Source organism: Labrenzia sp. 011 (assembly GCF_003075075.1).
Lineage (GTDB): Bacteria > Pseudomonadota > Alphaproteobacteria > Rhizobiales > Stappiaceae > Roseibium.
In genome coordinates this window covers 591,686-617,228 of sequence record NZ_QCYM01000001.1, presented here as the reverse complement: position 1 = coordinate 617,228, position 25,543 = coordinate 591,686, and the positions used below count along the sequence as shown (strand labels likewise).

At 60.2% G+C, this 25,543-nt stretch carries 23 protein-coding genes and 1 pseudogene; 11 read left to right on the top strand and 13 right to left on the bottom strand.

Going from position 1 to position 25,543, the window contains the following annotated elements:
- Window positions 1-3: 3 nt before the first annotated feature.
- Together DCO57_RS02700 and DCO57_RS02695 are read right to left on the bottom strand one after the other, a co-directional pair.
- Window positions 4-612 (bottom strand): NAD(P)H-dependent oxidoreductase, encoded by a 609-nt coding sequence (locus DCO57_RS02700; protein ID WP_205756055.1) that lies wholly within the window; start codon window positions 610-612, stop codon window positions 4-6.
- Window positions 613-736: 124 nt separating this feature from the next.
- Window positions 737-1,483 (bottom strand): sulfite exporter TauE/SafE family protein, encoded by a 747-nt coding sequence (locus DCO57_RS02695; protein ID WP_116697269.1) that lies wholly within the window; start codon window positions 1,481-1,483, stop codon window positions 737-739.
- A 744-nt stretch (window positions 1,484-2,227) separates the two neighbouring features.
- On the opposite strand from DCO57_RS02695, the gene DCO57_RS02690 reads away from it, so the two are divergent.
- Together DCO57_RS02690 and DCO57_RS02685 are read left to right on the top strand one after the other, a co-directional pair.
- Window positions 2,228-3,061: an aldo/keto reductase gene (locus DCO57_RS02690; RefSeq protein ID WP_116697268.1), complete on the top strand. Its 834-nt coding sequence runs from the start codon at window positions 2,228-2,230 to the stop codon at window positions 3,059-3,061.
- A 134-nt stretch (window positions 3,062-3,195) separates the two neighbouring features.
- Window positions 3,196-4,281, top strand: coding sequence for an endonuclease/exonuclease/phosphatase family protein (locus DCO57_RS02685; protein ID WP_165814609.1), 1,086 nt, complete (start codon window positions 3,196-3,198; stop codon window positions 4,279-4,281).
- Between the two features lie 16 nt (window positions 4,282-4,297).
- On the opposite strand, the gene DCO57_RS02680 is transcribed toward DCO57_RS02685, so the two are convergent.
- Genes DCO57_RS02680 through doeA form a run of 3 tightly spaced genes read right to left on the bottom strand, consistent with a single transcriptional unit; the run spans window position 4,298 to window position 7,381 of the window.
- The gene (locus tag DCO57_RS02680) at window positions 4,298-5,017 is read right to left on the bottom strand and encodes a GntR family transcriptional regulator (RefSeq protein ID WP_116697266.1); all 720 of its coding nucleotides are present in this window, start codon (window positions 5,015-5,017) and stop codon (window positions 4,298-4,300) included.
- Window positions 5,014-6,189 (bottom strand): acetylornithine deacetylase, encoded by a 1,176-nt coding sequence (gene argE / locus DCO57_RS02675; protein WP_116697366.1) that lies wholly within the window; start codon window positions 6,187-6,189, stop codon window positions 5,014-5,016. The genes DCO57_RS02680 and argE overlap by 4 nt, the downstream gene beginning before the upstream one ends.
- Window positions 6,190-6,196: 7 nt before the next feature.
- A complete protein-coding gene (gene doeA / locus DCO57_RS02670; protein ID WP_116697265.1) occupies window positions 6,197-7,381 on the bottom strand; it encodes an ectoine hydrolase DoeA in 1,185 nt (394 codons plus the stop codon).
- A gap of 178 nt (window positions 7,382-7,559) precedes the next feature.
- Between doeA and eutB the strand changes: the two genes are divergently transcribed.
- Genes eutB through DCO57_RS02655 form a run of 3 tightly spaced genes read left to right on the top strand, consistent with a single transcriptional unit; the run spans window position 7,560 to window position 10,959 of the window.
- Entirely contained in the window at window positions 7,560-8,567 is a 1,008-nt protein-coding gene (eutB, locus tag DCO57_RS02665) for a hydroxyectoine utilization dehydratase EutB (RefSeq protein WP_116697264.1), read from the top strand.
- A complete protein-coding gene (locus tag DCO57_RS02660; RefSeq protein WP_116697263.1) occupies window positions 8,557-9,552 on the top strand; it encodes a cyclodeaminase in 996 nt (331 codons plus the stop codon). Before eutB ends, DCO57_RS02660 begins: the two co-directional genes overlap by 11 nt.
- A 39-nt stretch (window positions 9,553-9,591) precedes the next feature.
- Entirely contained in the window at window positions 9,592-10,959 is a 1,368-nt protein-coding gene (locus DCO57_RS02655) for an aspartate aminotransferase family protein (protein ID WP_116697262.1), read from the top strand.
- Window positions 10,960-11,171: 212 nt separating this feature from the next.
- On the opposite strand, the pseudogene DCO57_RS02650 reads toward DCO57_RS02655, so the two are convergent.
- The 4 genes and pseudogenes from DCO57_RS02650 to DCO57_RS02635 all read right to left on the bottom strand — a co-directional run.
- Window positions 11,172-11,408: pseudogene (locus DCO57_RS02650) on the bottom strand (Phenylacetic acid catabolic protein); the annotation flags it as partial.
- Window positions 11,408-11,692, bottom strand: coding sequence for a 1,2-phenylacetyl-CoA epoxidase subunit PaaB (paaB, locus tag DCO57_RS02645; RefSeq protein WP_116697260.1), 285 nt, complete (start codon window positions 11,690-11,692; stop codon window positions 11,408-11,410). The pseudogene DCO57_RS02650 and the gene paaB, both read right to left, overlap by 1 nt.
- Before the next feature lie 23 nt (window positions 11,693-11,715).
- The gene (locus DCO57_RS02640; protein WP_116697259.1) at window positions 11,716-12,117 is read right to left on the bottom strand and encodes a DUF3291 domain-containing protein; all 402 of its coding nucleotides are present in this window, start codon (window positions 12,115-12,117) and stop codon (window positions 11,716-11,718) included.
- A gap of 12 nt (window positions 12,118-12,129) precedes the next feature.
- On the bottom strand, window positions 12,130-13,026 hold the full coding sequence (locus DCO57_RS02635) for a PaaX family transcriptional regulator C-terminal domain-containing protein (protein ID WP_116697258.1): 897 nt from the start codon (window positions 13,024-13,026) through the stop codon (window positions 12,130-12,132).
- A 160-nt stretch (window positions 13,027-13,186) separates the two neighbouring features.
- Between DCO57_RS02635 and DCO57_RS02630 the strand changes: the two genes are divergently transcribed.
- Window positions 13,187-14,359 (top strand): zinc ABC transporter substrate-binding protein, encoded by a 1,173-nt coding sequence (locus DCO57_RS02630; protein ID WP_116697257.1) that lies wholly within the window; start codon window positions 13,187-13,189, stop codon window positions 14,357-14,359.
- 52 nt (window positions 14,360-14,411) lie between these two features.
- Here DCO57_RS02630 and DCO57_RS02625 read toward each other — a convergent pair whose 3' ends face one another.
- A complete protein-coding gene (locus DCO57_RS02625; RefSeq protein ID WP_208977745.1) occupies window positions 14,412-16,301 on the bottom strand; it encodes a L,D-transpeptidase family protein in 1,890 nt (629 codons plus the stop codon).
- Window positions 16,302-16,762: 461 nt separating this feature from the next.
- On the opposite strand from DCO57_RS02625, the gene DCO57_RS02620 reads away from it, so the two are divergent.
- The gene (locus tag DCO57_RS02620) at window positions 16,763-17,239 is read left to right on the top strand and encodes a hypothetical protein (RefSeq protein ID WP_116697255.1); all 477 of its coding nucleotides are present in this window, start codon (window positions 16,763-16,765) and stop codon (window positions 17,237-17,239) included.
- A gap of 54 nt (window positions 17,240-17,293) precedes the next feature.
- Here DCO57_RS02620 and DCO57_RS02615 read toward each other — a convergent pair whose 3' ends face one another.
- Window positions 17,294-17,809, bottom strand: coding sequence for a single-stranded DNA-binding protein (locus DCO57_RS02615; RefSeq protein WP_116697254.1), 516 nt, complete (start codon window positions 17,807-17,809; stop codon window positions 17,294-17,296).
- Between the two features lie 624 nt (window positions 17,810-18,433).
- Between DCO57_RS02615 and uvrA the strand changes: the two genes are divergently transcribed.
- The 4 genes from uvrA (at window position 18,434) to trmFO (ending at window position 24,212) form a co-directional block, all read left to right on the top strand.
- On the top strand, window positions 18,434-21,364 hold the full coding sequence (uvrA, locus tag DCO57_RS02605; RefSeq protein WP_116697252.1) for an excinuclease ABC subunit UvrA: 2,931 nt from the start codon (window positions 18,434-18,436) through the stop codon (window positions 21,362-21,364).
- A 233-nt stretch (window positions 21,365-21,597) separates the two neighbouring features.
- Window positions 21,598-21,750 (top strand): DUF1127 domain-containing protein, encoded by a 153-nt coding sequence (locus tag DCO57_RS02600; RefSeq protein ID WP_116697251.1) that lies wholly within the window; start codon window positions 21,598-21,600, stop codon window positions 21,748-21,750.
- A gap of 433 nt (window positions 21,751-22,183) precedes the next feature.
- On the top strand, window positions 22,184-22,333 hold the full coding sequence (locus tag DCO57_RS02595) for a DUF1127 domain-containing protein (RefSeq protein WP_116697250.1): 150 nt from the start codon (window positions 22,184-22,186) through the stop codon (window positions 22,331-22,333).
- Between the two features lie 460 nt (window positions 22,334-22,793).
- Window positions 22,794-24,212, top strand: a complete 1,419-nt coding sequence (gene trmFO / locus DCO57_RS02590; protein WP_116697249.1) for a methylenetetrahydrofolate--tRNA-(uracil(54)-C(5))-methyltransferase (FADH(2)-oxidizing) TrmFO — start codon at window positions 22,794-22,796, stop codon at window positions 24,210-24,212.
- A gap of 65 nt (window positions 24,213-24,277) precedes the next feature.
- Here the strand turns inward: trmFO and DCO57_RS02585 are convergent, their stop codons facing one another.
- Together DCO57_RS02585 and DCO57_RS02580 are read right to left on the bottom strand one after the other, a co-directional pair.
- Window positions 24,278-25,129: a phytoene/squalene synthase family protein gene (locus tag DCO57_RS02585; RefSeq protein ID WP_116697248.1), complete on the bottom strand. Its 852-nt coding sequence runs from the start codon at window positions 25,127-25,129 to the stop codon at window positions 24,278-24,280.
- Between the two features lie 28 nt (window positions 25,130-25,157).
- Window positions 25,158-25,535: an Mth938-like domain-containing protein gene (locus tag DCO57_RS02580; RefSeq protein WP_116697247.1), complete on the bottom strand. Its 378-nt coding sequence runs from the start codon at window positions 25,533-25,535 to the stop codon at window positions 25,158-25,160.
- Window positions 25,536-25,543 lie beyond the last annotated feature (8 nt).

Below are 25,543 nucleotides of genomic sequence, written 5' to 3'. Positions count from 1 at the left end.
GGATCAGGATCTTTGCAAAACGGGCAAATCGTCAAATCGGACGATCTCCCGGCTGTCCGCAGACGTGAAGTCGTAAAGATCGTCACGGATCGCGGTGAGCAGATCTGCAAAACCTTTCGAATGTCGTGGTATCTCGTCTGTTTCCGTGGCCCCGAGCGCTCCATAAAGAACATAGGGCGCCGTAAAGGACATGCCGCAAAGACGGGCTGTCTGTTCCAGCGGAGCCAGGAAAACCCTGAGCGGAAAGTTCTGATATCCCTCCGCGGTATAGGCGTCGTCCGCTCCGCCGGCGGTAACGGCCAGCATCATCCGTTTGCCGGCAAGCCGGTCGCCCTTGTGACCAAAGGCAAATCCGTGCTGCAGAACCAGATCCTGCCATTCCTTCAGCAGACTTGGTGTCGAATACCAGTAAAGCGGAAACTGGAAGAGGATCACGTCATGATCGAGCAGCCGCTGCTGCTCGCGGTCGACGTCGATATCGTGTCGCGGATATTCGGCATAGAGATCCACAAAGGTGATGCGGTCGACCGAGCGGGCAGCCTTCGCCATTGCCGCATTCGCCCGGCTGAAGCGCTGACCCGGGTGGGCGTAGTAAACGATAAGTCTGGCCAATTGCGTCTCCTGCGCAGGGCAAAACATGACGCCCGTTTTCAGGAGCGCTCCAATCGATCAGGTTACGTCAACCTCACGGACTTGAAACGGCTGCCGTGTCCGACGAACCGGCCGGCAGCGGCCCTCACCGCAACAGGAACGACATGGTCAGAACGAGACCGATGCCCGCAACGCCATAGCGTACCACAGGTTCGGGCAGACGCCGGGTGACACTTGCCCCGACGTAGCCGCCGATCATGCCGCCCACGAGAACACAAAGGGCAGCCACCCAGTCGACCAATCCGGACAGCATCATCGGCACGACCGCGACGGACTGGATCGCCGCGGCGAAAAGGTTCTTGGCTCCATTGACGTGGCTGACGCCCATCCCCGAGGACACCGACAGCACAGCCAGGAGCATGAACCCCAGACCGGCGCCAAAAAAGCCGCCATAAAAGCCGAACACCGCGAGCAGAACCGCGACTGCGGACTCCAGCCGTTCCCCGGGGAAGGCCCGGCGCATCAGAACTGTCGTGCGCGGCCCCAGAACGATCGCGACAACCGCGATCAGGAGCAGAAACGGTACCACGCTTATGAAGGCATCGTCGCTCGAGTTGACCATGACCAGCGACCCGAGCAGGGCCCCGGCGAGCGCGGGGATCATCTGGCGCCAGAGGCGTTTCATTTCGCCGGCGAGTTCGCGCCGATAGACCCAGATGGCGGGCAACTGCGCCGGCCAGAGCGCGACGCCCTGGGTTACATTTGCCGCGATCGGTGGCAGTCCGGTTGCCAGAAGAAGCGGGAAAACAAAAAGCTTTGCGCCACCAGCAGCAGCGTTGACCGCGCCGCCGACAAGTCCGGCCGCGAGAAACAGAAGAACCGAATCGATCATGCGCCATGCCCGCCGGTTGCGCCCCTGCGGAGGCAGCTACCAGGAGACGGCCGCTTGCAGGTCGGGCATTCGTGCCTCGCGTTGTTTCCGTCGTCCGGATCTTCCTTGCCGAAATAGGTCGCTGCTGTCATGGGTCCTGGCGCTTCGGTTTACAGTTCTGACTTCATGTATTCCCGGCTTTAGCCGGTGAATTGGGTGCTTCGATCCGGTCAAGCTCGATCCATCCGCAATCGGCGGACGTCCTGCCGCCGATTATTTCGATGATGGCGAGACCGCCCGACGTATCTGTTCGAGGCGATTTCCGGCGGTACCTGTGCCGTTGTGGATCTGGCGTCCGGCGAAGGCCGGCGCACCGTTCACGCAGATAACCCCCTGAATGCCCCTGCCCCGAGCCTTTACGCGACATCTTTCAGATCGGCAAGAATAACCATTCAGGCTTCAGACCCGTGCGTATGAGACCGGCTGCAAAACGCGGACATGCCGCCCGGCCGTCGTCACATGGACGCGGCGAAGGATGACGCTTCCGCCGGGCGCGCCCTTCTGTGATACGTATAGGGCAAACACTGGATGCCATGTCTCCTGCCTGTCACCGGCCTCAGGGACCAGAGTCCATGAAATTCGACGGCATATGGGGATGTTCGGCTGGCGGACGGAGCATCCCGATCCTCCGGTTGGGCTCGATTGCCGATGACAGGCACTGGCACGGCGTATGGGCGTCGCCCCCAAGCACGAAAGAAGGACAGGATGAACACTCTCACAAGTATCGGCGACCGGGTTGACCTGAACAATGGGACAAGGATGCCCTGGCTGGGGCTCGGCGTCTATCAGATGACCGATGAGGAGACACGGCAGGCCTGCCTGCTGGCGCTCGACGCCGGATACCGCAGTCTTGACACCGCCTCAGTCTACAAGAACGAAGCCGGCGTCGGGCAGGCTTTGCGCGAAACGGATATCCCGCGGGAAGACCTGTTCGTGACAACGAAACTGTGGAATGACGACCAGCGCGCAGGGCGGACCATGAGCGCCTTTCAGGAAAGTCTCGACAGACTGGAAACCGACTACGTCGATCTCTATCTCGTGCACTGGCCCGTCCGGGGCCATATCGTCGGCACATGGAAGGCGATGGAGGACATCCTGGCCAGCGGACGCGCCAAAGCCATCGGCGTCAGCAATTTCCTGCCACATCATCTTGACGAACTTCTGGTTGCCGCCGAAGTCGTTCCGGCGATCAACCAGGTCGAATTCCATCCCCATCTGGTGCAGCCGAACCTGCTGAGCTACTGCAAGGCGCAGGGAATTGTCGTGGAAGCCTGGAGCCCCCTCATGCAGGGACAGGTGGCAAGCGAGAAAACAATCGCCGCTCTTGCGGAAAAATATGGCAAGACCCCTGCGCAAATCGTGCTGCGATGGGACCTGCAGCATGGTGTTGTCACCATACCCAAGTCCACCCGGAAGAGCCGCATCGAGGAAAACGCCGGGATCTTCGATTTCGAGCTCTCGGAGGAGGACATGGGCGTCCTGAACGACCTGGACGAGACCAGACGGCTGGGACCCGATCCCGATACCTTCGCATTCTAGGAACACGCAGTTTTCCCGCCTGTCCGGGTATGCAGGCGGAACAGTGGAAGGGAACGAAGTGTCCGGCGCGGCGTTACCATGACGGTACACAGTTGCGGCGGACACCGGGTTTCGCGAGCGGATACAGGTGCTCGATGACTTTGATGACAGCGATACTCACCGGCCTGTCGGCCATCTGCCTGGCCGCAAGTCTGGTCCCGCTCCTCCCCGTCGCCCATGGTCTGGTGAGATCGTTTGATTTCGCCCGCCTCCAGGTGATCGCGATAGCCGTTCTGATACTGGCAGCAGCGGCTGTCAGCCCGCTATCGCATATCGAAATGGCGATCATCGCGGTGATGACATTGACGGCGCTGGCCATCCAGCTGGTCCAAGTGGTCCCGTTCACGCCCCTCTGGTTCACCCAGACGGCCCGCTACAAAGGCGACCCGGCGCAAGCGGAAACCATTTCGTTTCTTGTTTCGAACGTGAAACAGGGCAATCGGAATTACCAGCGGCTGACTGACCTCATCGCGGAGCGACCCCCGGATATCGCCATTTTCATGGAAACCGATCAGGCGTGGTTCGAGGCACTGCGCCCTTCCCTCGCCGATTTCCACCAGACCGTCGCCTGTCCGCAATCCAACAGCTACGGGATGATTCTCGCCAGCCGCTTTCCGCTGCGCACGCACGATGTCCGGTTTCTTCTCAACAAGGAGGTGCCGAGCATATCCTGCGTCGTCACGCTCCCCGACGGCCATGACGTGCGGCTGCTGGCAATTCACCCGGAACCCCCGCTCCCCACGCGCGACACCTTTGGCCGGGATGCGGAAATCCTGCTGGTAGGAAAAATGGCCAGAGAGGAAAGCCTGCCGACGATCGTGACCGGAGACCTGAATGACGTTGCGTGGTCGCGTACGACCCGGCGGTTTCTGCGCCTTTCCCGTCTGCTCGATCCGCGCCTTGGGCGGGGCTTCTTCAACTCCTTCGACGCCAGACGCTGGTACCTGCGCTGGCCTCTCGATCACATCTTTCACTCGCGCAGGTTTGAACTCATCGACATGGAGAGACTTCCATTTGTCGGCTCGGACCATTTTCCGATGTTCTATCGTTTCGCACTGACGGGCGCCGACAACAACCGGCCGCCGCCTTGCGAAACGCGCGCAGATATCGAGGAGGCGGAAGAGGTTGTTGCGGCAGAACGGCAGCGGGACAGACCGCCCGCCGGCACCGATTGGGAATAGATCTGTCGCCAACGACCTAAACAGGCGCGTCTTTCGCGTCTTTCATGGAGGTCAGTCGCTTCAGCCCCATGGACAGATGCGCCCTGCGGATGTGCGCAGCCGCTTCAATGTCACCAATGGCCACGGCGTCGGTGATCGCGAATATCTCCTGGCAGAAAATTTCCACCTCGCGTGACAGGTTCGTGCTCGGGATCAGGGTGAGCCAGATGCGGCAGGTCTGATAGAAAAGCTTTTCGGACACATCCCGCAGGGGCTGATTGTCCGTCAGTTGCTGGAAGGCGTGGAAGAAGTCGATGTTCAGCCGGGCGAAGGCCTGTCTCTCCGGTGCAACGCGCAGGTCTTCGGCTCTCTGCCGCATGGTGTCGAACAGGGCCGCCAGGCGAAAATCGACATCGGCAGGAGACAGTCTGCCGGTCAGCTCGTTCATCTCCATGCGCAACTGGTAAACCTGGGCGAGTTCGTTCAGGTCGACATCGGTCACAAGCGTGCCTATGCCCTGCTGGGACAGAAGCAGCCCGTCCGCCTCCAGGATCTGCAGTGCCTTGCGCAGGGGGGAGCGGCTGATGCCGAATTCGCCGGCCAGAACCTCCTCGCTGAGCTGTGTGCCGGGCGGATAGACCAGCATCGAGATCCGGTCGCGCAGAACCGAATACATGATCTGGAAGCGCTCCTGTGCGGTCGACGCCGCCTCCAGCTGTGCGGCTATGTCCGGCTCGCCTGTATCGGCCATGCTCATGCCGGCCGCACCAGGGTTCTTTCCAGTCCGGACAGCATGGCGTGACATTTCTCAAGCTGTTCGAGCGACACGAATTCATCAGGCTGGTGCGCCTGGGCGATCGATCCGGGACCGCAGACAACGACCGACATGCCAAGAGCCTGAAACAGTCCGGCCTCGGTGCCGAAGGCGACAACGTCGCACAGGTTTTCGCCTGTCAGCGCGGCGACGATGTCGCGGGCCTCATTTTCGCTGGTGACAGCAAGTCCGGTGACTTCTCCAATCACTTCCGTGACGATATCGGCCTGCGGATACACGGCCCGCATGCGTGGCAGCAGGACGTCGCGGCAATAGGTTTCAAGAGCTGATTTGACGAGCCGTGCATCGTCCTCGCGGACAGGCCGCATTTCCCACTCGACGGCGCAGTTGCGGGCAATCACGTTGCGCGCCGATCCCCCCTCTATCTTGCCCACCTGCAGGGTGGTCCAGGGGGGATTGAAGCGGACGCTGTCGGGCCCGGCCCGGCGTTGCAGGTCGTGGGCAAGGTCCATCATCCTGCCGATAAAGGCTGCCGCCACGTGAATGGCGTTCACCCCCTTGTCCGGCTCGGAGCCGTGGCCGTCCGTGCCGTGAAAGGAGGTGGTGTATTCATAACAGCCCTTGTGACCTTCGATGACACGCATTTCCGTCGGCTCGCCGATAATGGCGATCGCAGGCCTGATATCGCTTTGCCGCAATTCTTCCACCAGGTGGCGCGCCCCGAAGCAGCCGACCTCTTCGTCATAGGTCAGGGCTACATGCAAGGGGCGTTTCAGGTCCAGCGCGGCATAATCCGGCATTCTGGCGAGAACCGCTGCAATGAATCCCTTCATGTCGCAGGTCCCGCGCCCGTACAGGCGTTCTTGAGCCGCACGCAGCGTAAATGGATCGCTCTGCCATTGCGTTTCGCCAGCCGGAACAACATCCGTGTGCCCGGAAAGCACCAGCCCGCCGGAGCATCGCGGCCCGAGGGTGGCGAAAAGATTGGCTTTCCGGCCGGTCTCGTCCTGTGAAATCTTCACATGCGCACCACTGTCCTCCAGAAGGCCGGCCGCATATTCGATCAGGGCCAGATTGCTGTCTGCCGAAACGCTGGGAAAGGCTATCAGCCGGTCGAGTATCTCGACCGTGCGGGAAAGATGTTCCGACGTCATCGGCACCTCAGGTCTTGACGAACATGTTGCGGGGCCGGTTGCATAGGCATTCCGCCGGCCCCTCCTCCCGGATGAGAATACTTTCAGTGATCTCCAGACCCCAGCCGTCCATCCAGAGCCCGGGCATGAAATGGAAGGTCATGCCCGGTTTGAGAACCGTCGTGTCCTCTTCCCGAATGGAGACCGTGCGCTCGCCCCAGTCCGGCGGATAGGAAATTCCGATCGGGTAGCCGGCACGGGCGCCGCGTTCGATACCGGCAGCCTCGAGCGGTTTGGCCAGTGCCCGGGCGATGTCGCCGGCGGTATTGCCGGCGCGTGCGGTGTCGAGACCTGCCTCCAGTCCCTCGACGAGTGCCTTTTCCGCATCCAGCATGTATTGCGGCGGCTTGCCGAGAAAAACGGTTCGGCACAGCGGCGCATGATAGCGGCGGAAACAGCCGGAAAGCTCGAAGAAGGTGGCCTCTCCCTCCTGCATGTACCGGCCATCCCAGGTGAGATGCGGCGCGGAAGCGTCAGCTCCGCTCGGCAGCAGCGGAACGATGGCCGGATAGTCGCCCCAGGCATCGTCCAGCCCCCGGATTGCGTCGGCGTAGATTTCGGCAACGAGATCGGCCTTGCGCATGCCCGGCCGGACCCGCTCGAAGACCCCGTCCATGATCTTTTCCGAGATCCGCGCCGCATTGCGCATGAAGACGAGTTCCTCGTCGGACTTGACCCCGCGGAGCCAGTTCACCATGCCGGTGGCGTCCGGAAATTCGGCCTCCGGCATTTCCTCGCGCAAGGTGAGATAGGCCTTGGCGGAAAAATAGTAGTTCTCGAGTTCGACACCGACCCGCCGGGCCTCATAGCCCTTCGATTTCAGAAGGTCGGCAAGATTCTGCATCGGGTGGCGTTCGGGGGACTGGATATAGTTGTCGGCATAGGAGGCGACCTGGTCATCATCCATCCAGACCGTGCGCCGGGCGCCGTTGGCGTCCTGCCTGCGGCCCCACCAGACCGGATCTTCATCAAGGAAAACCAGCACGCCCTGATGAACATAGAACGACCAGCCGTCATAGCCGGTGATCCAGGCCATGTTCGAAGGATCCTCGATAAAGAGAACGTCGATGCCGCGCGCGCTCATGTCGCGGCGCACGAGTTGAAGGCGACGGTCGTACTCCGACGCGCTGAATGGAAGGTCCTGACCGGGCATTGTGAATCCTCAACAAAATATTTGTATACAAGTAATCACGAACAGTGTTTATCGAGCAAGAAAAATCGCAGCTTCGCGTGCTTCCTCTTGCGGCGACCGCAATATTTGTACACAAATAGAGGTGGGGCGGGTTCGCCGTTTCCAATCCTTAGGTTCACTGGCTTGCTCCGAGGCTTCCATGCAGATGACGCTTGCAGACATTCTCGCCGCGCGGAAAACGATCGCCGGCAAGGTCGTCCGCACGCCGTTGCTCCCTTCCCGCTTTCTGTCGGAGGACATCGGTGCGCCCTTCCATCTGAAACTGGAGCACCTCCAGCCGACAGGCGCCTTCAAGCTGCGCGGCGCCACCAATGCCGCCTGCAATGTGCCCGCGGGAACGACAACCCTCACCTGCTGCTCCACAGGCAATCATGGCCGTGGCGTTGCCCATGCGGCGAGACAATCGGGGCTCAAGGCCGTGGTCTGCATGTCGTCGCTGGTGCCTCAGACCAAGATCGACGGCATCCGGGCGCTGGGGGCGGACGTCAGGATTGTCGGTAACAGTCAGGACGAGGCAATGGCCGAATGCCATCGCCTGAGTCAGGACCCCGGCGTTCGGGAGATCTCCCCCTTCGACGACCCGCATGTGATCGCCGGCCAGGGCACCATCGGTCTGGAAGTCCTGGAAGACCTGCCCGAGCTGGCGACCCTGCTTGTGCCCCTGTCCGGCGGCGGGCTGGCTGCAGGCGTTGCGCTCGCGGCAAAATCCATCAAGCCGTCCATGAAGGTCATCGGCGTGACGATGGACCGGGGAGCGGCCATGCATGCATCCATCGCGTCCGGACACCCGGTGGAAGTCACGGAATTCCCGAGCCTTGCCGACTCACTCGGCGGCGGCATCGGGCTGGACAACCGGTTGTCATTCGACATGTGCAGGGCGCTGCTCGATGATATCCTTCTGGTCACCGAGGAAGAGATCTACCGGGCCATGCAGGCGCTCTATTTCGAGGAAGGTCTTGTGGCTGAAGGCGCCGCTGTTGTCGGTATCGCCGCTTGCCGGTCCGGGAAGCTTTCCAGTGCGGCGGGACCGGTTGCATCGATCGTGACCGGCCGAACCGTCGACATGTCCCAGTTCACGGACATCGTCTGCGGCAGAGACGTCATGCTTGGCGACAAACTTCTGAAGGGAGCGCCCCATGCCCCGTGACATCAGGCTCGTCACAGAAACGGACCTGCGCCGGATCATCCATCTGGATCTGGATATCATCGATTGCATCGAAGCTGCTTTCGCGCGGCTGGCCACGGAGCAGGTGGTCATGCCGCCGGTGCTTTCCATGGCGCTTCCGGATGTGAATGCCGAAGTCGACATCAAGACCGCTTATGTCCCCGGCCTGGATGGCTTCGCAATCAAGGTGTCTCCCGGTTTTTTCGACAATCCGTCCCTGGGGCTGGCGAGTCTCAACGGTCTGATGGTGCTGCTTTCGGCCAGAACGGGTCTGGTTCAGGCGGTGTTTCTCGACAACGGCTATCTGACGGACGTTCGCACGGCCGCCGCCGGAGCCGTTGCCGCCCGACATCTAGCTCCCGGAACCGTCACGACGATGGGCGTTCTGGGGACAGGCGTTCAGGCCCGTTTGCAGATCATCGCGGCAGCCAAGGTCAAACCGGTCGAAAAGGTCCTGATCTGGGGACGCAGCGCCCGGAAGGCCGAAAAGCTGGCCACGGAATTGCGGACGGCGCTTGGTGTCGGTGTTCAGGCCGTCCCGGACAGAAACGAACTCGTTGCCGCCAGCCAGCTGGTTGTGACGACCACGCCGGCCAAGGAGGCCATTCTGGACGCCGGCTGCCTGCATCCCGGCCTGCACATCACCGCAATGGGATCCGACCAGGAAGACAAGAACGAACTCTCGCCCGAGATACTGGCGCGTGCCGACATTCTCGTCTGTGACCGCACAGCTCAGTGCGAAAGGCTCGGGGAACTGCGGACAGCCCTGCAAAGCGGCCTGCTGGGCGGATCACCGGATGTCGTTGAACTTGGTGCGGTGATCGCGGGGCAGACAGCGGGACGAACCCGTGACGATCAGATCACCGTTTGCGACCTGACCGGAACCGGCGTTCAGGATACGGCGATCGCGACACTGACCTTCGACCGGATCTCCAAAGCCCAAGCCGGAACACTTCTAACCGCCTGACCTGAATTGCTATTTCAGACCAAACAAAAGGATCGAAACATGCTCAAGAACGATCGGCTGGATTCCTGGGACCGGGAGAATTTCTTCCATCCGTCCACGCATCTGGCACAGCACGCACGCGGCGAAAGCCCGAGTCGTATCGTCACCGGTGGCGACGGGGTGTTTATCGAGGATCGCGACGGAACGCGCCTGCTGGACGCCTTTGCCGGCCTTTACTGCGTGAATGTCGGTTACGGCCGGACGGAAATCGCCGAGGCCATTGCCGCGCAGGCCAAGGAGCTTGCCTATTACCACGCCTATGTCGGCCACGGTACGGAAGCCTCGATCACCCTTGCCAAGATGGTCATGGACCGGGCGCCCGCGCATATGTCGAAGGTCTATTTCGGCCTTGGCGGCTCGGATGCGAATGAGACCAACATCAAGCTGGTCTGGTACTACAACAACATTCTCGGCCGTCCGGAAAAGAAGAAGATCATCTCGCGCTGGCGCGGCTACCACGGATCCGGACTGATGACCGGGTCGCTCACCGGCCTCGAGCTCTTTCACAAGAAATTCGATCTGCCGCTCGACAATGTCCTGCACACGCTCGCTCCGGACTATTTCCGCCGTGAAGACCTGTCCATGTCCGAGGCCGACTTCGTCGCCCATTGTGCCGCCGAACTGGAAGCCATGATCGACCGTGAAGGTCCCGACACGATCGCAGCGTTCATCGGCGAGCCGGTGCTTGGCACCGGCGGAATCGTCCCGCCGCCCGCCGGATATTGGGAGGCGATCCAGAAAGTCCTGAAGAAACACGATATTCTGCTTATCGCCGATGAGGTCGTCTCGGGCTTCGGACGGCTTGGAAGCATGTTCGGATCGGATCACTACGGACTCGAGCCGGATTTCATCACCATCGCCAAGGGGCTGACATCCGCCTATGCGCCGCTTTCCGGCTCCATCGTGTCCGACAGGGTCTGGAAGGTCCTGGAAGACGGAACCGACGAATTCGGTCCGATCGGGCACGGCTGGACCTATTCCGCACACCCCATCGGGGCTGCGGCCGGCGTTGCCAATCTGGAACTGATCGACCATCTCGGTCTGGTGCAGAACGCCAAATCCGCCGGAGCCTACCTGAAGACGGCGCTGGAGAACGAGCTTGGCGGTCATGGCAATGTGGGCGACATTCGCGGCGACGGGATGCTCTGCGCGGTCGAATTCGTCGAAGACAGGGACAAGCGGACCTTTTTCGACCCGGCCCGGAAGATCGGTGCACAAGTATCGGCCGCTCTCCTGAAGGAAGGTGTCATCGGACGGGCCATGCCCCAGGGCGACATTCTCGGCTTTGCTCCGCCGCTGTGCATCTCTGAAGCGGAGATCGATCAGGTCGTCGCCGCCACCGGCAAGGCTGTCCGGTCGGTCCTCTAGTCCGGAAAGGCCTTCTTTCCGCCGTTTCGGGTGAATTCCTTTCGGCGCTGTTCCGGCGAAGCTCTGCTCTCGCCGGGACAGTCTTGACGATCATCCCTGCGCAGGAGCGCAAGCGAATTCTTCCGCTACGTCGAGCATCCGCACCGATGCCGCTCTTGCACGGCCCGATTTGCAGTGTTGCGCGCTCCGGGCGAACCGCTCAGCGCCGAACAGGCAAGTTCGTTCTCGCCGCGCCCCTTGCCTTCGACCTCACCGGCATATCCGAGCCACAGGCGCGCCTGTCCGATCAGGTCGAGCGTGATATTCGCCAGCGCGATATCTTCTTCCAGTGCCGGTGCGTGTCCGCACCATCCAGAAACCCGATGAGCGAGAATGAGGGCGGTATCGCCCCTGCGCAACAGCCATTCGAACAGAATATCGCATGCGATAATATCGCGCTTTCCGCTCATTACAACTTTCCGACTTCATCAGGAATGTCATAAAAACTCGGGTGCCTGTAGATCTTGTCCGCTGCCGGCCCGAACAGGGCATCCTTGCTGCCAGGATCGGACGCGGCGATCTGCGCGGAAGGCACCACCCAGATGGAGACACCTTCCTTGCGGCGCGTGTAGACGTCTCGGGCATTCCGGATCGCCATTTCCGCATCCGGCGCGTGCAGCGACCCGACATGCCGGTGGTTGAGACCGTGCTGCCCGCGAATAAACACTTCCCAGAGTGGCCATTCCCTTTTCATGGATTTTCCTCCGCCACAGCCCGTTACGCCGCCGATTTGTCACAACGGGCGGAGCGCCACAGGGTGGCTGACGGCACATGGTTCCAGCCGAAGGCATGGTCGGACGAGCCGTGATCGTTCAGATGCTTCAGCCTTGCCCAGGCCTCCTCCAGCGTGGGCCGATGGCCGGCCGGCACCGGCCACATGAGAAAATTCATCTGCTCCATGACTCCGAACCACTCGGCCCGCCGCGCGTAGATCCGTTTGTGAACGATCCTGAAGACAAAATTCTCCAGGTCTTCGACGGTCTCCCACACGGAGAGATTTGGGATCATCATCGGATCGTCAGCCACCACGACCGAATAGTCCCCGGCCTCCTCCCCGTCATGTTGAAGTCGGGAAAGGATACAGCACAAAGAATCACATAAAACGTTATTTTTGCAAATTCCTGTGACGCTTTATGCGTCTGCGATCGCCCCCTGCCCCGTCAGGGTCTCCCGGCACCGGGACGCCAGGGAGTCCAGCCGCGCCTTCACATCTTCCGGAGCTTGCGGAAGCGGCCCGCTGCGATCGAAAAGGTGGCTGCCGATATAGGCGTCGGCAGCGTCGGACAGGCCGACGTAAAGCATGGCGAAAAGCCGGTGCGCTTCGCTTCCCGGCCAGTCTGCCGGCAGAACGGAGGGAGGCAGGAGGGGGTCGTTCAACCGGATCTCGCGATAGGCATGAACCAGCGCCAGCCTGAGGATCAGGGCCGCGTGTCCGTCGGGCGTTTCCTGCAATAGACGGGTCATCGGCCGGAATCTCTTCACAAAGCCGGAATAGGCACGGGCCAGCGCAGCGAGATCGAAAGTCGAGCTCAGCAGCGCCTGCAGGTCCACGCCCGGTTCCAGGACAGTGGAACGAAAGGCTGCGCCATAGACCGGACGACCGGGCCGTTCCGCGGCAATGTAGAAATCTCCACCCGCAGCCCTGAAGCCGTTGCGGTGCAGGACGTTCTGCCGGGCCTCGTCTGTACAGCGGGTTATGATCCAGCCGCATTCGCTATCCGCGGGCCCGAAAAACAGATCGGCGGCAAGATGATATTCGTCGCGGGCCTGTGCCGTCAGCGCGTAGTAGCTGCGTCGCCCTTCCCGTTCGCCTTTCAGCTGCCCCTTGGAAACAAGGCGGGACACTGCGGTGCGCACAAGGGATTCATTGACCCCGAAGCCGGCGCACAGGCTGATCAGGTCGCCCATCCAGAGCACTCCGCCACGCGGTTCGACAATGTCGCCATAAATCGTGACGATCAGCCGGGTGGCTTTGGGCGGAAAGGGCTTGAGGTACTCATTCGTTTCGAGTTCTGCGCAGGCAGGCATGAAGCATCTGATCCGTCAGCGTTTTTATTACCTTATCGCTGCCCGGCCAACAAACCAAGCGCCCAGGCCGTGAACAATCCCCGGATCCGGTCTTGCGGCACCGCACAGTAAACGTTATACAGTTACACGTTATAAGATAACATAGTCATGGAACCTGCCAATGAACATCCGTCCCAGCTCCAGATCGTCTTTCCGCAAGATACAGCGCAGTCTTCTGCTGTCGACCGCCGCCCTGTGCCTGGGCGCGGTGCCCACCTCCGCCAGCGCCGACGCTCCTTCGGTTGTCACCACCATCAAGCCGCTGCATTCCATCGCCTCTGCCGTGATGGAAGGCGTCGGGTCTCCCCATATTCTCATTGACGGCGCGGCTTCGCCGCACGGCTTTGCCCTGAAACCCTCGCAGGCCTTTTTGCTGCAGGGGGCGGATGTGGTGTTCTGGGTCGGACCGGAACTTGCTCCTTCGCTCGCCAAGCCGATCTCCTCCATGGCGGAGGATGCGCATGTCGTGGAACTGATGGATGCGACGGGCATAGACCAGCTGAAGATCCGTGAAGGCGCGAATTTCGACAGCCATGATCATGCTCACGGAGACCATGACCATGACCATGACCATGACGATCATGAGGATCATGCAGGCCACGACGATCATGATGACCACGATGATCATGCGGGCCATGACGGCCACGATGATCACGAAGATCATGCAGACCACGACGATCATGATGATCATGGTGACCACGCGGGCCATGACGACCACGACGACCATGAGGACCATGAGGACCATGCTGGCCACGAAGCAGCACATGGCGAAGCATTCGACCCACATATCTGGCTGAACCCGGACAACGGGATCGCAATTGCCGGTGCGATGGCCGAAACCCTGGCCGAACTCGACCCCGATAACGCCGCGACCTATCGGGAAAATGCCGCAAATTTCTCGGCGCGTGTCGAGGCGCTGGAAGGTGATATCGCCAAACAGCTCGAACCGGTCTCAGGCAAGAAATTTGTCGTATTCCACGATGCCTATCACCACTTCGAGCATCATTTCGGTATCGAGGCAAGCGGAGCGATCACCTTGTCTCCGGAGGCGCTGTCGAGCGCGGACCGGATCGCGGAAGTTCGCAAGGAGATCAAGGATCTGGATGTGACCTGTGTTTTTCAGGAGCCGCAGTTCGATGCCAAGCTTGTCGACGTGGTTCTGGAGGGCAGCAGTGCACGCAAGGCAACACTCGATCCTCTCGGGACCCAGCTGACCAACGGTCCGGACCTCTATCCGGAGCTTCTCGATAATCTTTCGACGTCCCTCGCCGATTGTCTCGGCGGTCAGTCCTGAATCAAACAACCGCCGGACAATGGTCCGGCGGTTGTTTCGTTTCCGGAAAAGATCAGGACGTCTTCGCCTTGCTGCGCGCCGCCTCGGTCTTTCCGATCGCTTTCAGAAGGTACCGGTCGCGGTCATAGACATCGGTGTAGTAGCCGATTCCGCCATCAAGTTCGGGCCAGGCGGTGAAGTAGGAGACATATACCGGGATATCGCCGGGAACCTGTTCCTGCTCGTTCCGGCCTGCCGAAATCCTCGAACTGACGTAATCCTTCGACTTTCCGAGAACCGCCGCCGCCATGGCCTTCGGATCATGCAGGCGGATACAGCCGTGACTGAATGCGCGCGCGTCCTTTTTGAACAGGCTCTTTGACGGTGTGTCGTGCATGTAGATGTGATGCTTGTTGGGAAAGAGGATCTTCACCTCCCCCAGCGCGTTCGACCGTCCCGGATACTGGCGGACATTGACGGATTGCTGTCTCGTGGCAACCGCATGCCAGTCCACCGCTGCGGATGAAACCTTGCGGCCACCAGGTGTGGAGACCTCATAGCCGGCGCGGTCGAGATAGCTCGGATCATTGGCCAGCTTCGGCAGCATCTCGTTGACGATGATCGAATAGGGAACACCCCAATACGGATTGTATTCAACGATCTCGATCGTGTCGTAGAAGAAATTGGTCTGGTTGGACTTCTTGCCCACCACGACACGCATCGACAACGGCATCTCTCCGGGAGCGGTATAGGTGGCCGTATAGGACGCCTGGTTGATGAACACCTTGCGCTCCCCGAGATCTTCCGGAAGCCAGCGGCTGCGCTCCATGGCCAGCTCGACCTTGGCGATCTTGGCCGCGTTGGTTTCACCGACCATGGCCTTGATCGTGTTCTTGCCGACGATGCCGTCCGGCGTCAGCTTGAGTTCCTTCTGGAAGGCCTTGACCAGTTCCACCAGTTCCGGGGTGTAAAGCTCGGAGCCGTCATAGGCCTCCAGCGTGTCCGCATGAGCTGCCTTCAGCTCCGGAGAGGCGTTCTTTTCGATTGCCGCGACGATATTTTTCATCTCGGGGCTGGATTTTCCCGCCTTCAGGAAAGTGCCCGGAGCAATGACGATCTGGTCGGTTTCCTCGTCCTCGGCCTTGAGACGTTCCAGCTCGGCGGTCAGGGACCTGAAATGGTCGCTTTGCGGCTGTGCCTTGTCCAGAACGTCCGCAGGATTTTTCGTATCCGCAAAATTCTCCATCGCAGCGACAAGATCAACCTTGTGCCTTGGCAGGTCGTGGTACTGCGAGATCCGGTTCGGATCGACCCGGCCGCGCTTTGAGTCCAGAACATAGGTGAGCACCGCCGCGCTCAGTTCCATCTCGAAGCGCATCATGGCCGCGTCGCGGTCCGCGTCTTCCAGACCGGTGACCGCTGGCAACTCCACGAAATAGTCTTGCGGATTCAGAGCGTATTTTCCCGCTTCGCTCAAGCCCTGGCGCACAGCGGCGGCCCGTTCCGAAACCTTGCCTTCTTCCACCCAGACAAAATCCGGATGCTCCTGGTAATAGGCGATCACCGCCTCTCCCACCTCCGGCAGAACGGTCAGTGTCATGTCTTCCAGTGCCGGACGCGCCTTGTCGAAGGCCGTCTGAACAAGCGGGGCGGACGGGAGGGTGACAGTCTCCACAACATCGGCGTCGCCAGTCTCGCCCGCTTGTTCGACAGGCTGAACTTCAGCGGTCTTTTTCTCGGCGAGCGGAGACAGGGACACTGCCTTCCAGACATCCGGCGAATAGTTGAGATAGCGCGGCGCGGAAACCTTGACCCTTACCACCTTTTCGCGCAGTTCCTCCTGCTGTTCGCGCTCGCGCTGCCGGCGATGAGCTTCCGGATTGAACAGGCGCTGGAACAGGCCCTGGGCAGAGGCTGGCTCCACGCTGGCCAGACCGAACCCGGAGGCAATCACCGTCGCCATCAGGCCCGCCTTGATGGAATTTCCCAACAAGGTCCGCGACCGCCTCTTCAAACCGCCCGCGTAATCGCTTCCGGTTTCCTTGCCCAGTCCAATTTCATTCGCTCGCATTGTCTCAAACCCGCAAATTATAAAAATGTTCGCAGCAGATGCCGTGTCTTTCGATCTTTTTGAAGGCAAAGATAGGGAAAGCCGACTCCGATCGCGTGGTCAAACCGACTCTTACTATAGCAGGCTTCTTGCGTCGGTTAAGGCTCGCCGCGATACACAGGTTTTGAATTCAAGATTGTGTGACGATTATGCCGTCCCGGAAAAGGTCGGCGCCCATCCAGGCTGGCCCAAGTGCGGCATCCGACGTCTTTTGCCTGCGATAGCTCCGTTTCGTGACACCTGTCACGCCACCGATTCCCGGGATCACCTATTTCTGCCTCACGAAAACGTGAAAGTTCTCAAGGAGAGACAGGATGCCATTTCAGTTCAATGTCGGAGATCACTCCTCATCCATCTTGAATTACACCCGTTTCGACTCGGCTCAGTACGGCAAGCTGAAATGGGCACGCAACAGGCTTTTCAGGATGGTGAAAAATATTCCGGGCTGCAATGCCTATTTTCGCACGTTGCCCGGAGGGCGCAGCCTGTCCGACATGATCGGCGACAGCGGAATCTGGGTGAATTACGGATCGGGCCTTTCACCGCTTTATGGCGAAATACACGTGCCAACCGGCGAAATAGCCGTTGGTGACCGGGCCTTCAACATGGGACGCTGGATGGTGCTGGCGACCCTTGTCCATGAACTTGCCCATCACAACGGCGCTCCGATCACAGGGGGCGACACGCGCGCGGAAGAAGCCGTCTACCATTGCGGCCTCGGCAACTCGCGGGAGTATTATGACGGTGTGGACGATCCGAACACACCATATGATCCGTCTGTAGGTGGTTGAGCTCACAGGGCCGCCGCTCGGTGTCGGGGCGGCCCTGCATTTGCAGAGGAAATCCTAGAACGGAATTTCGTCATCCATCGGTCCACCGCCGCCGCCGGAGGGGCCGCCGAAGCCGCCACCACTGGAGCCGCTGCCATATCCGCCGCCGCCGCCGCTTCCGCCGCCTTGCGGTTCGTTGCCGTAATCAGGCAGACCGCCGGGCTGGCCGCCGCCTTCACCGCGGCCATCGAGCATGGTCAGGGTCGAATTGAATCCCTGCAGCACGATTTCCGTCGAATACCGGTCCTGGCCGGACTGATCCTGCCACTTTCGGGTCTGCAGCTGGCCTTCGATATATACTTTCGCACCCTTGCGGAGATAGTTTTCCGCGACCCGGCAAAGACCTTCGTTGAAAATCACCACCCTGTGCCATTCGGTCCGCTCACGGCGTTCGCCGGTGTTGCGATCCTTCCAGCTTTCGGACGTTGCAATCCGCAGATTGGCAATCGGACGGCCGTCCTGCGTCCGGCGGATTTCGGGGTCGGCTCCCAGATTTCCGACCAAAATAACTTTGTTGACGCTGCCCGCCATTCTGCACTCCTGTTTAGTCTCTTGTCGGTTTGCCTGGCCATTTTTCGTGCTTCTGCGGCACTTCGCCAGTCTGTCACACCGAGCCGCAAGCGTTGCTGCAAGAAAACAGAACCCTAACGACCCGCCAACGGTTTCGCCTTCCTTTTCGCGATCAGGCGCGCATTTTCCACAAGGCAGGCCTGACCGCTACGCATTCACACCCATCGGCGGCGCTCTGCATAGGATCAATTTGCGCCAAATGCCGTTTCCAATGCCTGCTCCCCCGGCCTGTGCGGGGCCAGTCAGGCCATGCCGCCGAATGTCCCGGGCGTTGCCGGCCCGTTCTTTTCCGGGCCACCCCTGCAGAAATCCGATGCATCTCTGGTTCAGAACAATGCTGTGTACTTGTTTTGTTCCTATCATTTCTGTAAAAGCGATTCAATCCGGAAACATCTGCCGCGCGTTGCCCGGATCGCCATGAATGCGGCAAAATTGCCTGCTGTCAGAAAGCGCGACTGGAAGCGGCGCCTTAAACTGCTATATCGGGAAAGTGCGGTCCGGCTGGCGGGCACCGCGAAGCATTCCCACATGCATGCACCCGGCTGAAGGTTTTCAGGCCGTGCATGAGGTTCAGGAAAAGACAGAATGACGACATCCAAGGGGTCTCAGGCCGACGACAGCTGGAAGAACGACCGAACCAGGGTTCTCAGCGTCCGCGGCGCCAGGGAACATAACCTGAAGGGCGTCGATATCGACCTGCCGCGCGACAAGCTGATCGTGATGACCGGCCTGTCTGGCTCCGGAAAGTCCTCGCTTGCGTTTGACACCATTTATGCGGAAGGCCAGCGCCGCTACGTGGAAAGCCTTTCGGCCTATGCGCGCCAGTTCCTGGAAATGATGCAGAAGCCGGATGTGGACCAGATCGACGGTCTGTCACCGGCAATCTCCATCGAACAGAAGACCACCTCCCGCAATCCGCGCTCCACGGTCGGCACCGTGACCGAAATCTACGATTACATGCGGCTGCTTTTCGCCCGGGTCGGCATTCCCTATTCGCCCGCCACGGGCCTGCCGATCGAAAGCCAGACGATCAGCCAGATGGTGGACAGGATCATGGACCTGGAGGACGGCGCCCGCCTCTACCTTCTTGCACCGATGGTTCGCGGCCGCAAAGGCGAATATCGCAAGGAGCTGGCCGAGCTCATGAAAAAGGGCTTCCAGCGCGTCAAGATCGACGGCACGTTCCACGAGATTGCGGAAGCCCCTGCCCTCGACAAGAAATTCAAACATGACATCGACGTTGTCGTGGACAGGATTGTCGTGCGCGATGATATCGCCGGCCGCCTGGCAGATTCCCTGGAAACCGCCCTCAGGCTGGCAGACGGTATCGCCATAGCCGAATTTGCCGACAAGACCGACGAAAACGGCAATCCGGAGCGGCTGATCTTTTCTGAAAAATTCGCCTGCCCGGTATCCGGTTTCACCATCGCGGAAATCGAACCGCGACTGTTTTCCTTCAACAATCCCTTCGGCGCCTGCCCGACCTGTGACGGTCTGGGCACGACGCTCGCCTTTGAAGAGGATCTGGTGGTGCCGGACCACTCGCTGTCGCTGCGCGAGGGCGCCGTGCTGCCCTGGGCCAAGACGGGTGCCACTTCTCCCTATTACGCCCAGACCCTTGAAGCGATCTGCAATCACTTCGAGGTAAAAATGTCCACGCCCTGGAAGGACCTGCCGGCGGAAGTCCGGGACGTCATCCTTCACGGCACCGGGAAGACCAAGATCGAATTCGTCTATGATGACGGTGTGCGCAGCTATCGCACCGAAAAGACCTTCGAAGGCGTGATCGGCAACATCGAGCGGCGCTGGCGAGAAACTGAATCCACCTGGGTGCGGGAAGAGCTCTCCCGCTACCAGTCGGACCATGCCTGCCCTGCCTGCAACGGGTTCCGTCTCAAGCCCGAGGCACTCGCCGTGAAGATCGCCGACCGGCATATCGGCCAAGTCACGGAATATTCGATCCGCCAGGCGAGCGAGTGGTTCGAACAGCTTCCGGAAAAGCTCAATACCAAACAGACCGAAATCGCCGGGCGTATCCTGAAGGAAATCCGCGAAAGACTGAGATTTCTGAACGACGTCGGCCTCGAATATCTGACTCTGTCCCGGGCCTCCGGCACATTGTCCGGCGGCGAGAGCCAGAGGATCCGGCTTGCCTCGCAAATCGGTTCGGGGCTGACCGGGGTTCTCTATGTTCTGGACGAACCGTCGATCGGACTTCACCAGCGGGACAATGCCCGGCTTCTGGAAACCCTCAAGCACCTGCGCGACCTCGGCAACACGGTGATCGTTGTCGAGCATGACGAGGACGCGGTTCTGACGGCCGATTATGTGGTCGATGTCGGCCCCGGTGCGGGTGTGCACGGCGGACAGGTGATCGCCAAGGGAACCCCTGCCGAGATCATGGCCAACCCGAATTCGCTGACAGGCGCCTATCTTTCCGGGACAAAGATGATTTCCCGGGCGGAAGGACGGCGCAAGATCAACAAGAAGCGGCAGCTTTCGGTGCGCGGCGCACGGGGCAACAATCTCAAGGACATCGACGTGGACGTGCCGCTCGGCACATTCACCTGTGTCACCGGCGTTTCGGGCGGCGGCAAATCCACATTCCTGATCGACACGCTCTACAAGGCGGCCGCACGCCGCCTGAACGGCGCGCGGGAGAATCCGGCCCCTCATGACCGCATCGAGGGTCTGGAGGTTCTCGACAAGGTGATCGACATCGACCAGTCCCCCATCGGGCGGACCCCGCGTTCAAACCCGGCCACCTACACCGGCGCGTTCACTCCGATGCGGGAATGGTTCGCAGGCATGCCCGAAGCCAAGGCGCGCGGATATCAGCCGGGGCGTTTTTCCTTCAACGTCAAGGGGGGGCGCTGCGAGGCCTGTCAGGGAGACGGTGTCATCAAGATCGAGATGCACTTCCTGCCCGATGTCTATGTCACCTGTGACGTCTGCAAGGGCCGGCGCTACAATCGCGAAACGCTGGAGGTCGAATTCAAGGGAAAATCCATCGCGGATGTTCTCGACATGACCGTCGAGGAAGCTGCTGCCTTCTTTTCTGCCGTGCCGTCGGTCCGGGACAAGATGGAGACCCTGGCACGGGTGGGGCTTGGCTATATCAAGGTCGGCCAGCAGGCGACCACGCTTTCCGGCGGGGAGGCTCAGCGCGTGAAGCTGGCCAAGGAGCTGTCCAAACGCTCCACCGGCCGCACGCTCTATATTCTCGACGAGCCGACCACCGGCCTGCATTTTCACGACGTGGCGAAATTGCTGGACGTGCTGCATGAACTCGTGGACCAGGGCAATACGGTTCTGGTGATCGAGCACAATCTCGAGGTCATCAAGACCGCAGACTGGATCATTGACCTTGGACCGGAGGGCGGCGACGGCGGTGGGACCGTGGTTGCCACCGGGCGGCCGGAAGACGTCGCCGAGGTCAAGGAAAGCTATACCGGACATTTTCTCCAGGAGCTCTTGCAACGCCGCCCGCAGCGCGCGGTAGATGCCGCCGAATAGGCATTTCAAGCCCTATCCCCGTTTCAGTGTGCAATGCACACTGATTTCTACCATGATGTTTTTCCGCGCATTTCCGCAATTCCGGGCGTATTCTCACCGATTTTTTGCTGCATTGCACCACGCGCATGTCAGGCATGCAGAGATAGCACTTCTTTTATTTTACCCTCTGAATTATATCCTAAATCAGCAAACGGCGAGGACGCATCGGCGCCCTGCCTAATAAGGAACAAAAAATGTTTGATACTGTGCGTCAGAAGTACAGCAACTGGGTTAGCTACCGTCGTGCAGTCGACGAACTGTCGCGTCTGTCTACCCGTGAACTGTCTGATCTTGGCATCAACCGCAGCGACATTCATTTTGTCGCACGCCGTTCCAGCAACGGCTAACAGAATTCAGAGATCGCGTCCCGAGGCATCCTCCTCCCAGCCAACGGACGTGTGACACGCAGGGCATCCTCCTCCCAGCCCTGCCACGTCGAAACGACGCCCGTCAGCACCTCCTCCCGCTGGCGGGCGTTCGTTTTTCTGCATTGCATTCTCTATAACGTTTCATCCGCACGTCACCAACCGGACCATGAGGGACCGGGCACCCTTTCGCATGTGCGAGATACCTTTCGTCCCGCCATGCGATTTACGCATGGTAATTACCTCTTTTCGAGGTAATTAATCGGTTGTTAATCTGCGTTTCATGCATAGCTGCTTCGCGTTTTAGCATCTACCTTGCAGTGCACAAAAACACTATCTTCAAAACCGTAAGAGATGCATGGGCCAAACGCCGATCCGCGGTGCCGTGGCCATGAGATAGCGAAAGGCCTAACCAATGATCGATTCCGTAGTTCGCAAATTCAATAACTGGAAGCGCTTCCGTCAGACCTATGACGAGCTCTCCAGTCTGTCCAACCGTGAACTGGACGACCTGGGCATTGCCCGTACCGACATTGCTCGCTACGCACGCATGTCCGCAAAATAAGTCAACTGATAGCCGGAAGGGTTCCTCCTCCCAACCTTCTGGCTGTATATCTCCGCGTATTATGCGCGGAGTTTAAAGAGCACCTGCCGGAATCCTCCCTCCGGCAGGTGTTTTTTTATTGCCCGGACCGGCAACCGGAACCTGCGCGCCATATGATCCTCCCGGGGTACGGCAAGGCCTTACCTCGGCATGTCTCCGTACCGACGCATTCCCCGCAATTCCGAGAAATCGTTGCGGCTCGCATTCATTGCCTGTAATCAGGTCCGTCAGAGCATGTTTGCGTTAAATCGGGTTCCCTGTGGCTCCCGCCCGATCGGCAGGGTAACTGCAGACTCGGGTTTCCGGGTCTCCTGCCACATCCAGGAATTCGTTTGAACACAACACGCCACAGGACAAGGGTCCGCGGTTCCGGCAGCCATGGGCTGAAACGGACCGCCGGAAAAGCTTCCAAGGACGGTCAATGACACCCATTCATGTAATTGGCGGCGGCCTCGCCGGTTCCGAGGCTGCCTGGCAGATCGCTCAAGCCGGACTTGAGGTGGTGCTGCATGAAATGCGGCCGGTCCGGAAAACCGAGGCCCATCAGACCGACGGGCTCGCGGAACTCGTCTGTTCGAATTCCTTTCGCTCCGACGATTCGGAACAGAATGCGGTCGGCCTCATCCATCACGAGTTGCGTCAGCTCGATTCTCTGATCATGTCCTGCGCCGATGCGCATCAGGTGCCGGCCGGCAGTGCTCTGGCGGTCGATCGTGATGGCTTCTCCAATGCCGTTACGCAATCGCTCGAAGAACATCCGGGAATCACCATCGAGCGCGGTGAAATTGACACGTTGCCGCCCGAAGACTGGTCCAATGTGATTATCGCGACCGGTCCGCTGACGTCACCGGCCCTGTCAAAGGCAATTCTGGAAAAGAGTGGCGAAGATGCGCTCGCTTTCTTCGACGCGATCGCACCGATCGTACATTTCGATTCGGTTGACCTGAGCAAGGCCTGGTTCCAGTCCCGTTATGACAAGGTCGGTCCGGGAGGCACCGGCAAGGACTACCTCAATTGTCCGCTGGACAAGGAGCAGTATGACGCTTTCATCGATGCGCTGATTGCCGGTGACACCGCGGATTTCAAGGAATGGGAAGCTGACACGCCGTATTTCGACGGCTGCCTGCCGATCGAGATCATGGCAGCCCGCGGTCGGGAGACCCTGCGCCACGGGCCGATGAAGCCAATGGGCCTGACAAATGCCCATAATCCGACGGTCAAACCCTACGCGGTGGTGCAACTGCGGCAGGACAATGCCCTCGGTACGCTTTACAATATTGTCGGCTTCCAGACCAAACTGAAATACGGCGCCCAAGCCGAGATCCTCAAGATGATACCCGGGCTCGAAAACGCCCGTTTCGCACGTCTTGGGGGGCTGCACAGAAACACCTTCCTGAATTCCCCGAAAGTGCTCGACGGGACGCTGCGGCTGAAGGCCGATCCGCGTCTGCGGTTCGCCGGCCAGATCACCGGCTGCGAAGGCTACGTGGAATCGTGCAGTGTCGGATGCATGGCCGGTCTCTTCGCAGTCGCGGAAGCGCGTGGACGGGAGATCCTTCCTCCCCCTGTCACCACGGCAATGGGCGCGCTGCTGGGGCATATCACCGGAGGTCATATCGTTCGGCAGGACGGGGCCGGGAAACCGGGATCCTTCCAGCCGATGAACGTCAATTTCGGGCTGTTTCCCCCTGTTGAGGCTCCCAGGACTGACGACGCCGGAAAGCGGCTGAAGGGCAAGGACAAAACCAGGGCGAAGAAACTCGCCTTGACCTGCAGGGCAAAGGCCGATTTCGACGCCTGGCGATCAGAGCTGGCGTTCAGGCCGGCTGCGGCGGAATAGCACCCCGAGCACTCCGGCGGGTCTTTCCTGTCTGAAAACCGGTGCGCGTGTTCGGCAGGGTCGTCTCAGACCCTGCCGAAAACATTGCCGGACGCGCGCCACAGGATCCACTGACGGCGCAGCTGGGAGATTTCGGCAATCTGCTGAAGCGGGTCGAACCCGGCAACTTCGAGTTTTTTCAGGAACGGCTCGGCCAGCACGAGCGGAAGAAAGGCGGCCTGACACTTTGCGGGCACGTCGGAAGCGGCCTGTCTGACGCGTTTGAGATGATGGCGGGCATGGCCGCGCATTTCCGCCAGGACAGCTTCGAGTTCCGGGGAGGTTTTTCCTTGGAAGACGGTTTCCGGATCGAGATTGTGGCGGGTGCAGACATCTCCCGGCAGATACATCTGCCTGCGCGCCGCATGCCATGGCAGGGCCCGCATCAGGCCGGTCAGGCCGTAGGCGACTCCGGCATGTCCGGCAGCTGTCGCGGTTCCCGCGTCTTTGCCGTCGTTGAGGACCAGGCAGCCAAGCTGAAACAGCCCGGACACGGTTTCTCCCGTATAGCCTTCCAGGTCGTTGAGGTCGGGCATGGGATCATTGTAAAGATCGAAGATCCTTGCCTCGGTCATTGCAACGAGCGCCCTGGCCGGCAGATTGTATCTTTCGATCGTTCTCAAGAGAGCGTTCGCGACCGGATTGGCCGCGGCTGCCCCATGTTCCGTCCCTTCCAGAAGATCGCGCCACCATTGCAGGCGAACTTCGCCCGGAAGAGGCTCGGAGACGATTTCCCGGATACGGCCCAGTTCGGCATTGAAGGCATATAGCGCCATAAGGGCGTCGCGATGAGCCTCGGGCGCCAGCAGCGCACTCAGGTAACGATCCCGGTCGAATCGGCGCACCACATCGGCAGCATGTTCAAAATCGGTGGTCATAGGCCCTCATATGGCCCTTGCTCAGCGGTCACTCCACTGCCAGAAGCGCAGTGGCCACCGCCCGGTTTTCGGACAAAAGCACATTGAATGTGCGAACGGCGGCCCCGGTCGACATCGGGTCGGCCAATATTCCGAATTCACGGCATTTGTCCCTTAACGCGGCCGGCAGAGGTGTCAGCTCCTTTCCGGTCCCCACGAGAAGCACTTCAATGTCGTCGGTCTCCTCGAAGACCCTGGAAAAGGCTTCCAGTGTGAACTCGGACGGATCTGTCAGGTTCCAGCCGTATATCCCGCTCGGGACGCACAACAGCGATCCCAGGTGGGACATCTGGGCAAACCGGAAGCCGCCGTTGCCATAGGCATCGATCGGCGCCCGGCCCGGAAAATGCGCATTCCGGATTTCCATTGCCCCTA

Coding starts and splice junctions, on each gene's coding strand:
- DCO57_RS02580 (WP_116697247.1), bottom strand. CDS start 25,535: ATGGAAATCCGGAATGCGCATTTTCCGGGCCGGGCGCCGATCGATGCC.
- paaB (WP_116697260.1), bottom strand. CDS start 11,692: ATGAAAAGGGAATGGCCACTCTGGGAAGTGTTTATTCGCGGGCAGCAC.
- DCO57_RS02695 (WP_116697269.1), bottom strand. CDS start 1,483: ATGATCGATTCGGTTCTTCTGTTTCTCGCGGCCGGACTTGTCGGCGGC.
- DCO57_RS02635 (WP_116697258.1), bottom strand. CDS start 13,026: ATGCCTGCCTGCGCAGAACTCGAAACGAATGAGTACCTCAAGCCCTTT.
- DCO57_RS02660 (WP_116697263.1), top strand. CDS start 8,557: ATGCCCCGTGACATCAGGCTCGTCACAGAAACGGACCTGCGCCGGATC.
- DCO57_RS02620 (WP_116697255.1), top strand. CDS start 16,763: ATGCCATTTCAGTTCAATGTCGGAGATCACTCCTCATCCATCTTGAAT.
- DCO57_RS02630 (WP_116697257.1), top strand. CDS start 13,187: ATGAACATCCGTCCCAGCTCCAGATCGTCTTTCCGCAAGATACAGCGC.
- DCO57_RS02600 (WP_116697251.1), top strand. CDS start 21,598: ATGTTTGATACTGTGCGTCAGAAGTACAGCAACTGGGTTAGCTACCGT.
- DCO57_RS02655 (WP_116697262.1), top strand. CDS start 9,592: ATGCTCAAGAACGATCGGCTGGATTCCTGGGACCGGGAGAATTTCTTC.
- trmFO (WP_116697249.1), top strand. CDS start 22,794: ATGACACCCATTCATGTAATTGGCGGCGGCCTCGCCGGTTCCGAGGCT.
- argE (WP_116697366.1), bottom strand. CDS start 6,189: ATGACGTCGGAACATCTTTCCCGCACGGTCGAGATACTCGACCGGCTG.
- DCO57_RS02680 (WP_116697266.1), bottom strand. CDS start 5,017: ATGAGCATGGCCGATACAGGCGAGCCGGACATAGCCGCACAGCTGGAG.
- DCO57_RS02685 (WP_165814609.1), top strand. CDS start 3,196: ATGACTTTGATGACAGCGATACTCACCGGCCTGTCGGCCATCTGCCTG.
- DCO57_RS02585 (WP_116697248.1), bottom strand. CDS start 25,129: ATGACCACCGATTTTGAACATGCTGCCGATGTGGTGCGCCGATTCGAC.
- DCO57_RS02615 (WP_116697254.1), bottom strand. CDS start 17,809: ATGGCGGGCAGCGTCAACAAAGTTATTTTGGTCGGAAATCTGGGAGCC.
- DCO57_RS02690 (WP_116697268.1), top strand. CDS start 2,228: ATGAACACTCTCACAAGTATCGGCGACCGGGTTGACCTGAACAATGGG.
- eutB (WP_116697264.1), top strand. CDS start 7,560: ATGCAGATGACGCTTGCAGACATTCTCGCCGCGCGGAAAACGATCGCC.
- DCO57_RS02595 (WP_116697250.1), top strand. CDS start 22,184: ATGATCGATTCCGTAGTTCGCAAATTCAATAACTGGAAGCGCTTCCGT.
- DCO57_RS02625 (WP_208977745.1), bottom strand. CDS start 16,301: ATGGCGACGGTGATTGCCTCCGGGTTCGGTCTGGCCAGCGTGGAGCCA.
- doeA (WP_116697265.1), bottom strand. CDS start 7,381: ATGCCCGGTCAGGACCTTCCATTCAGCGCGTCGGAGTACGACCGTCGC.
- uvrA (WP_116697252.1), top strand. CDS start 18,434: ATGACGACATCCAAGGGGTCTCAGGCCGACGACAGCTGGAAGAACGAC.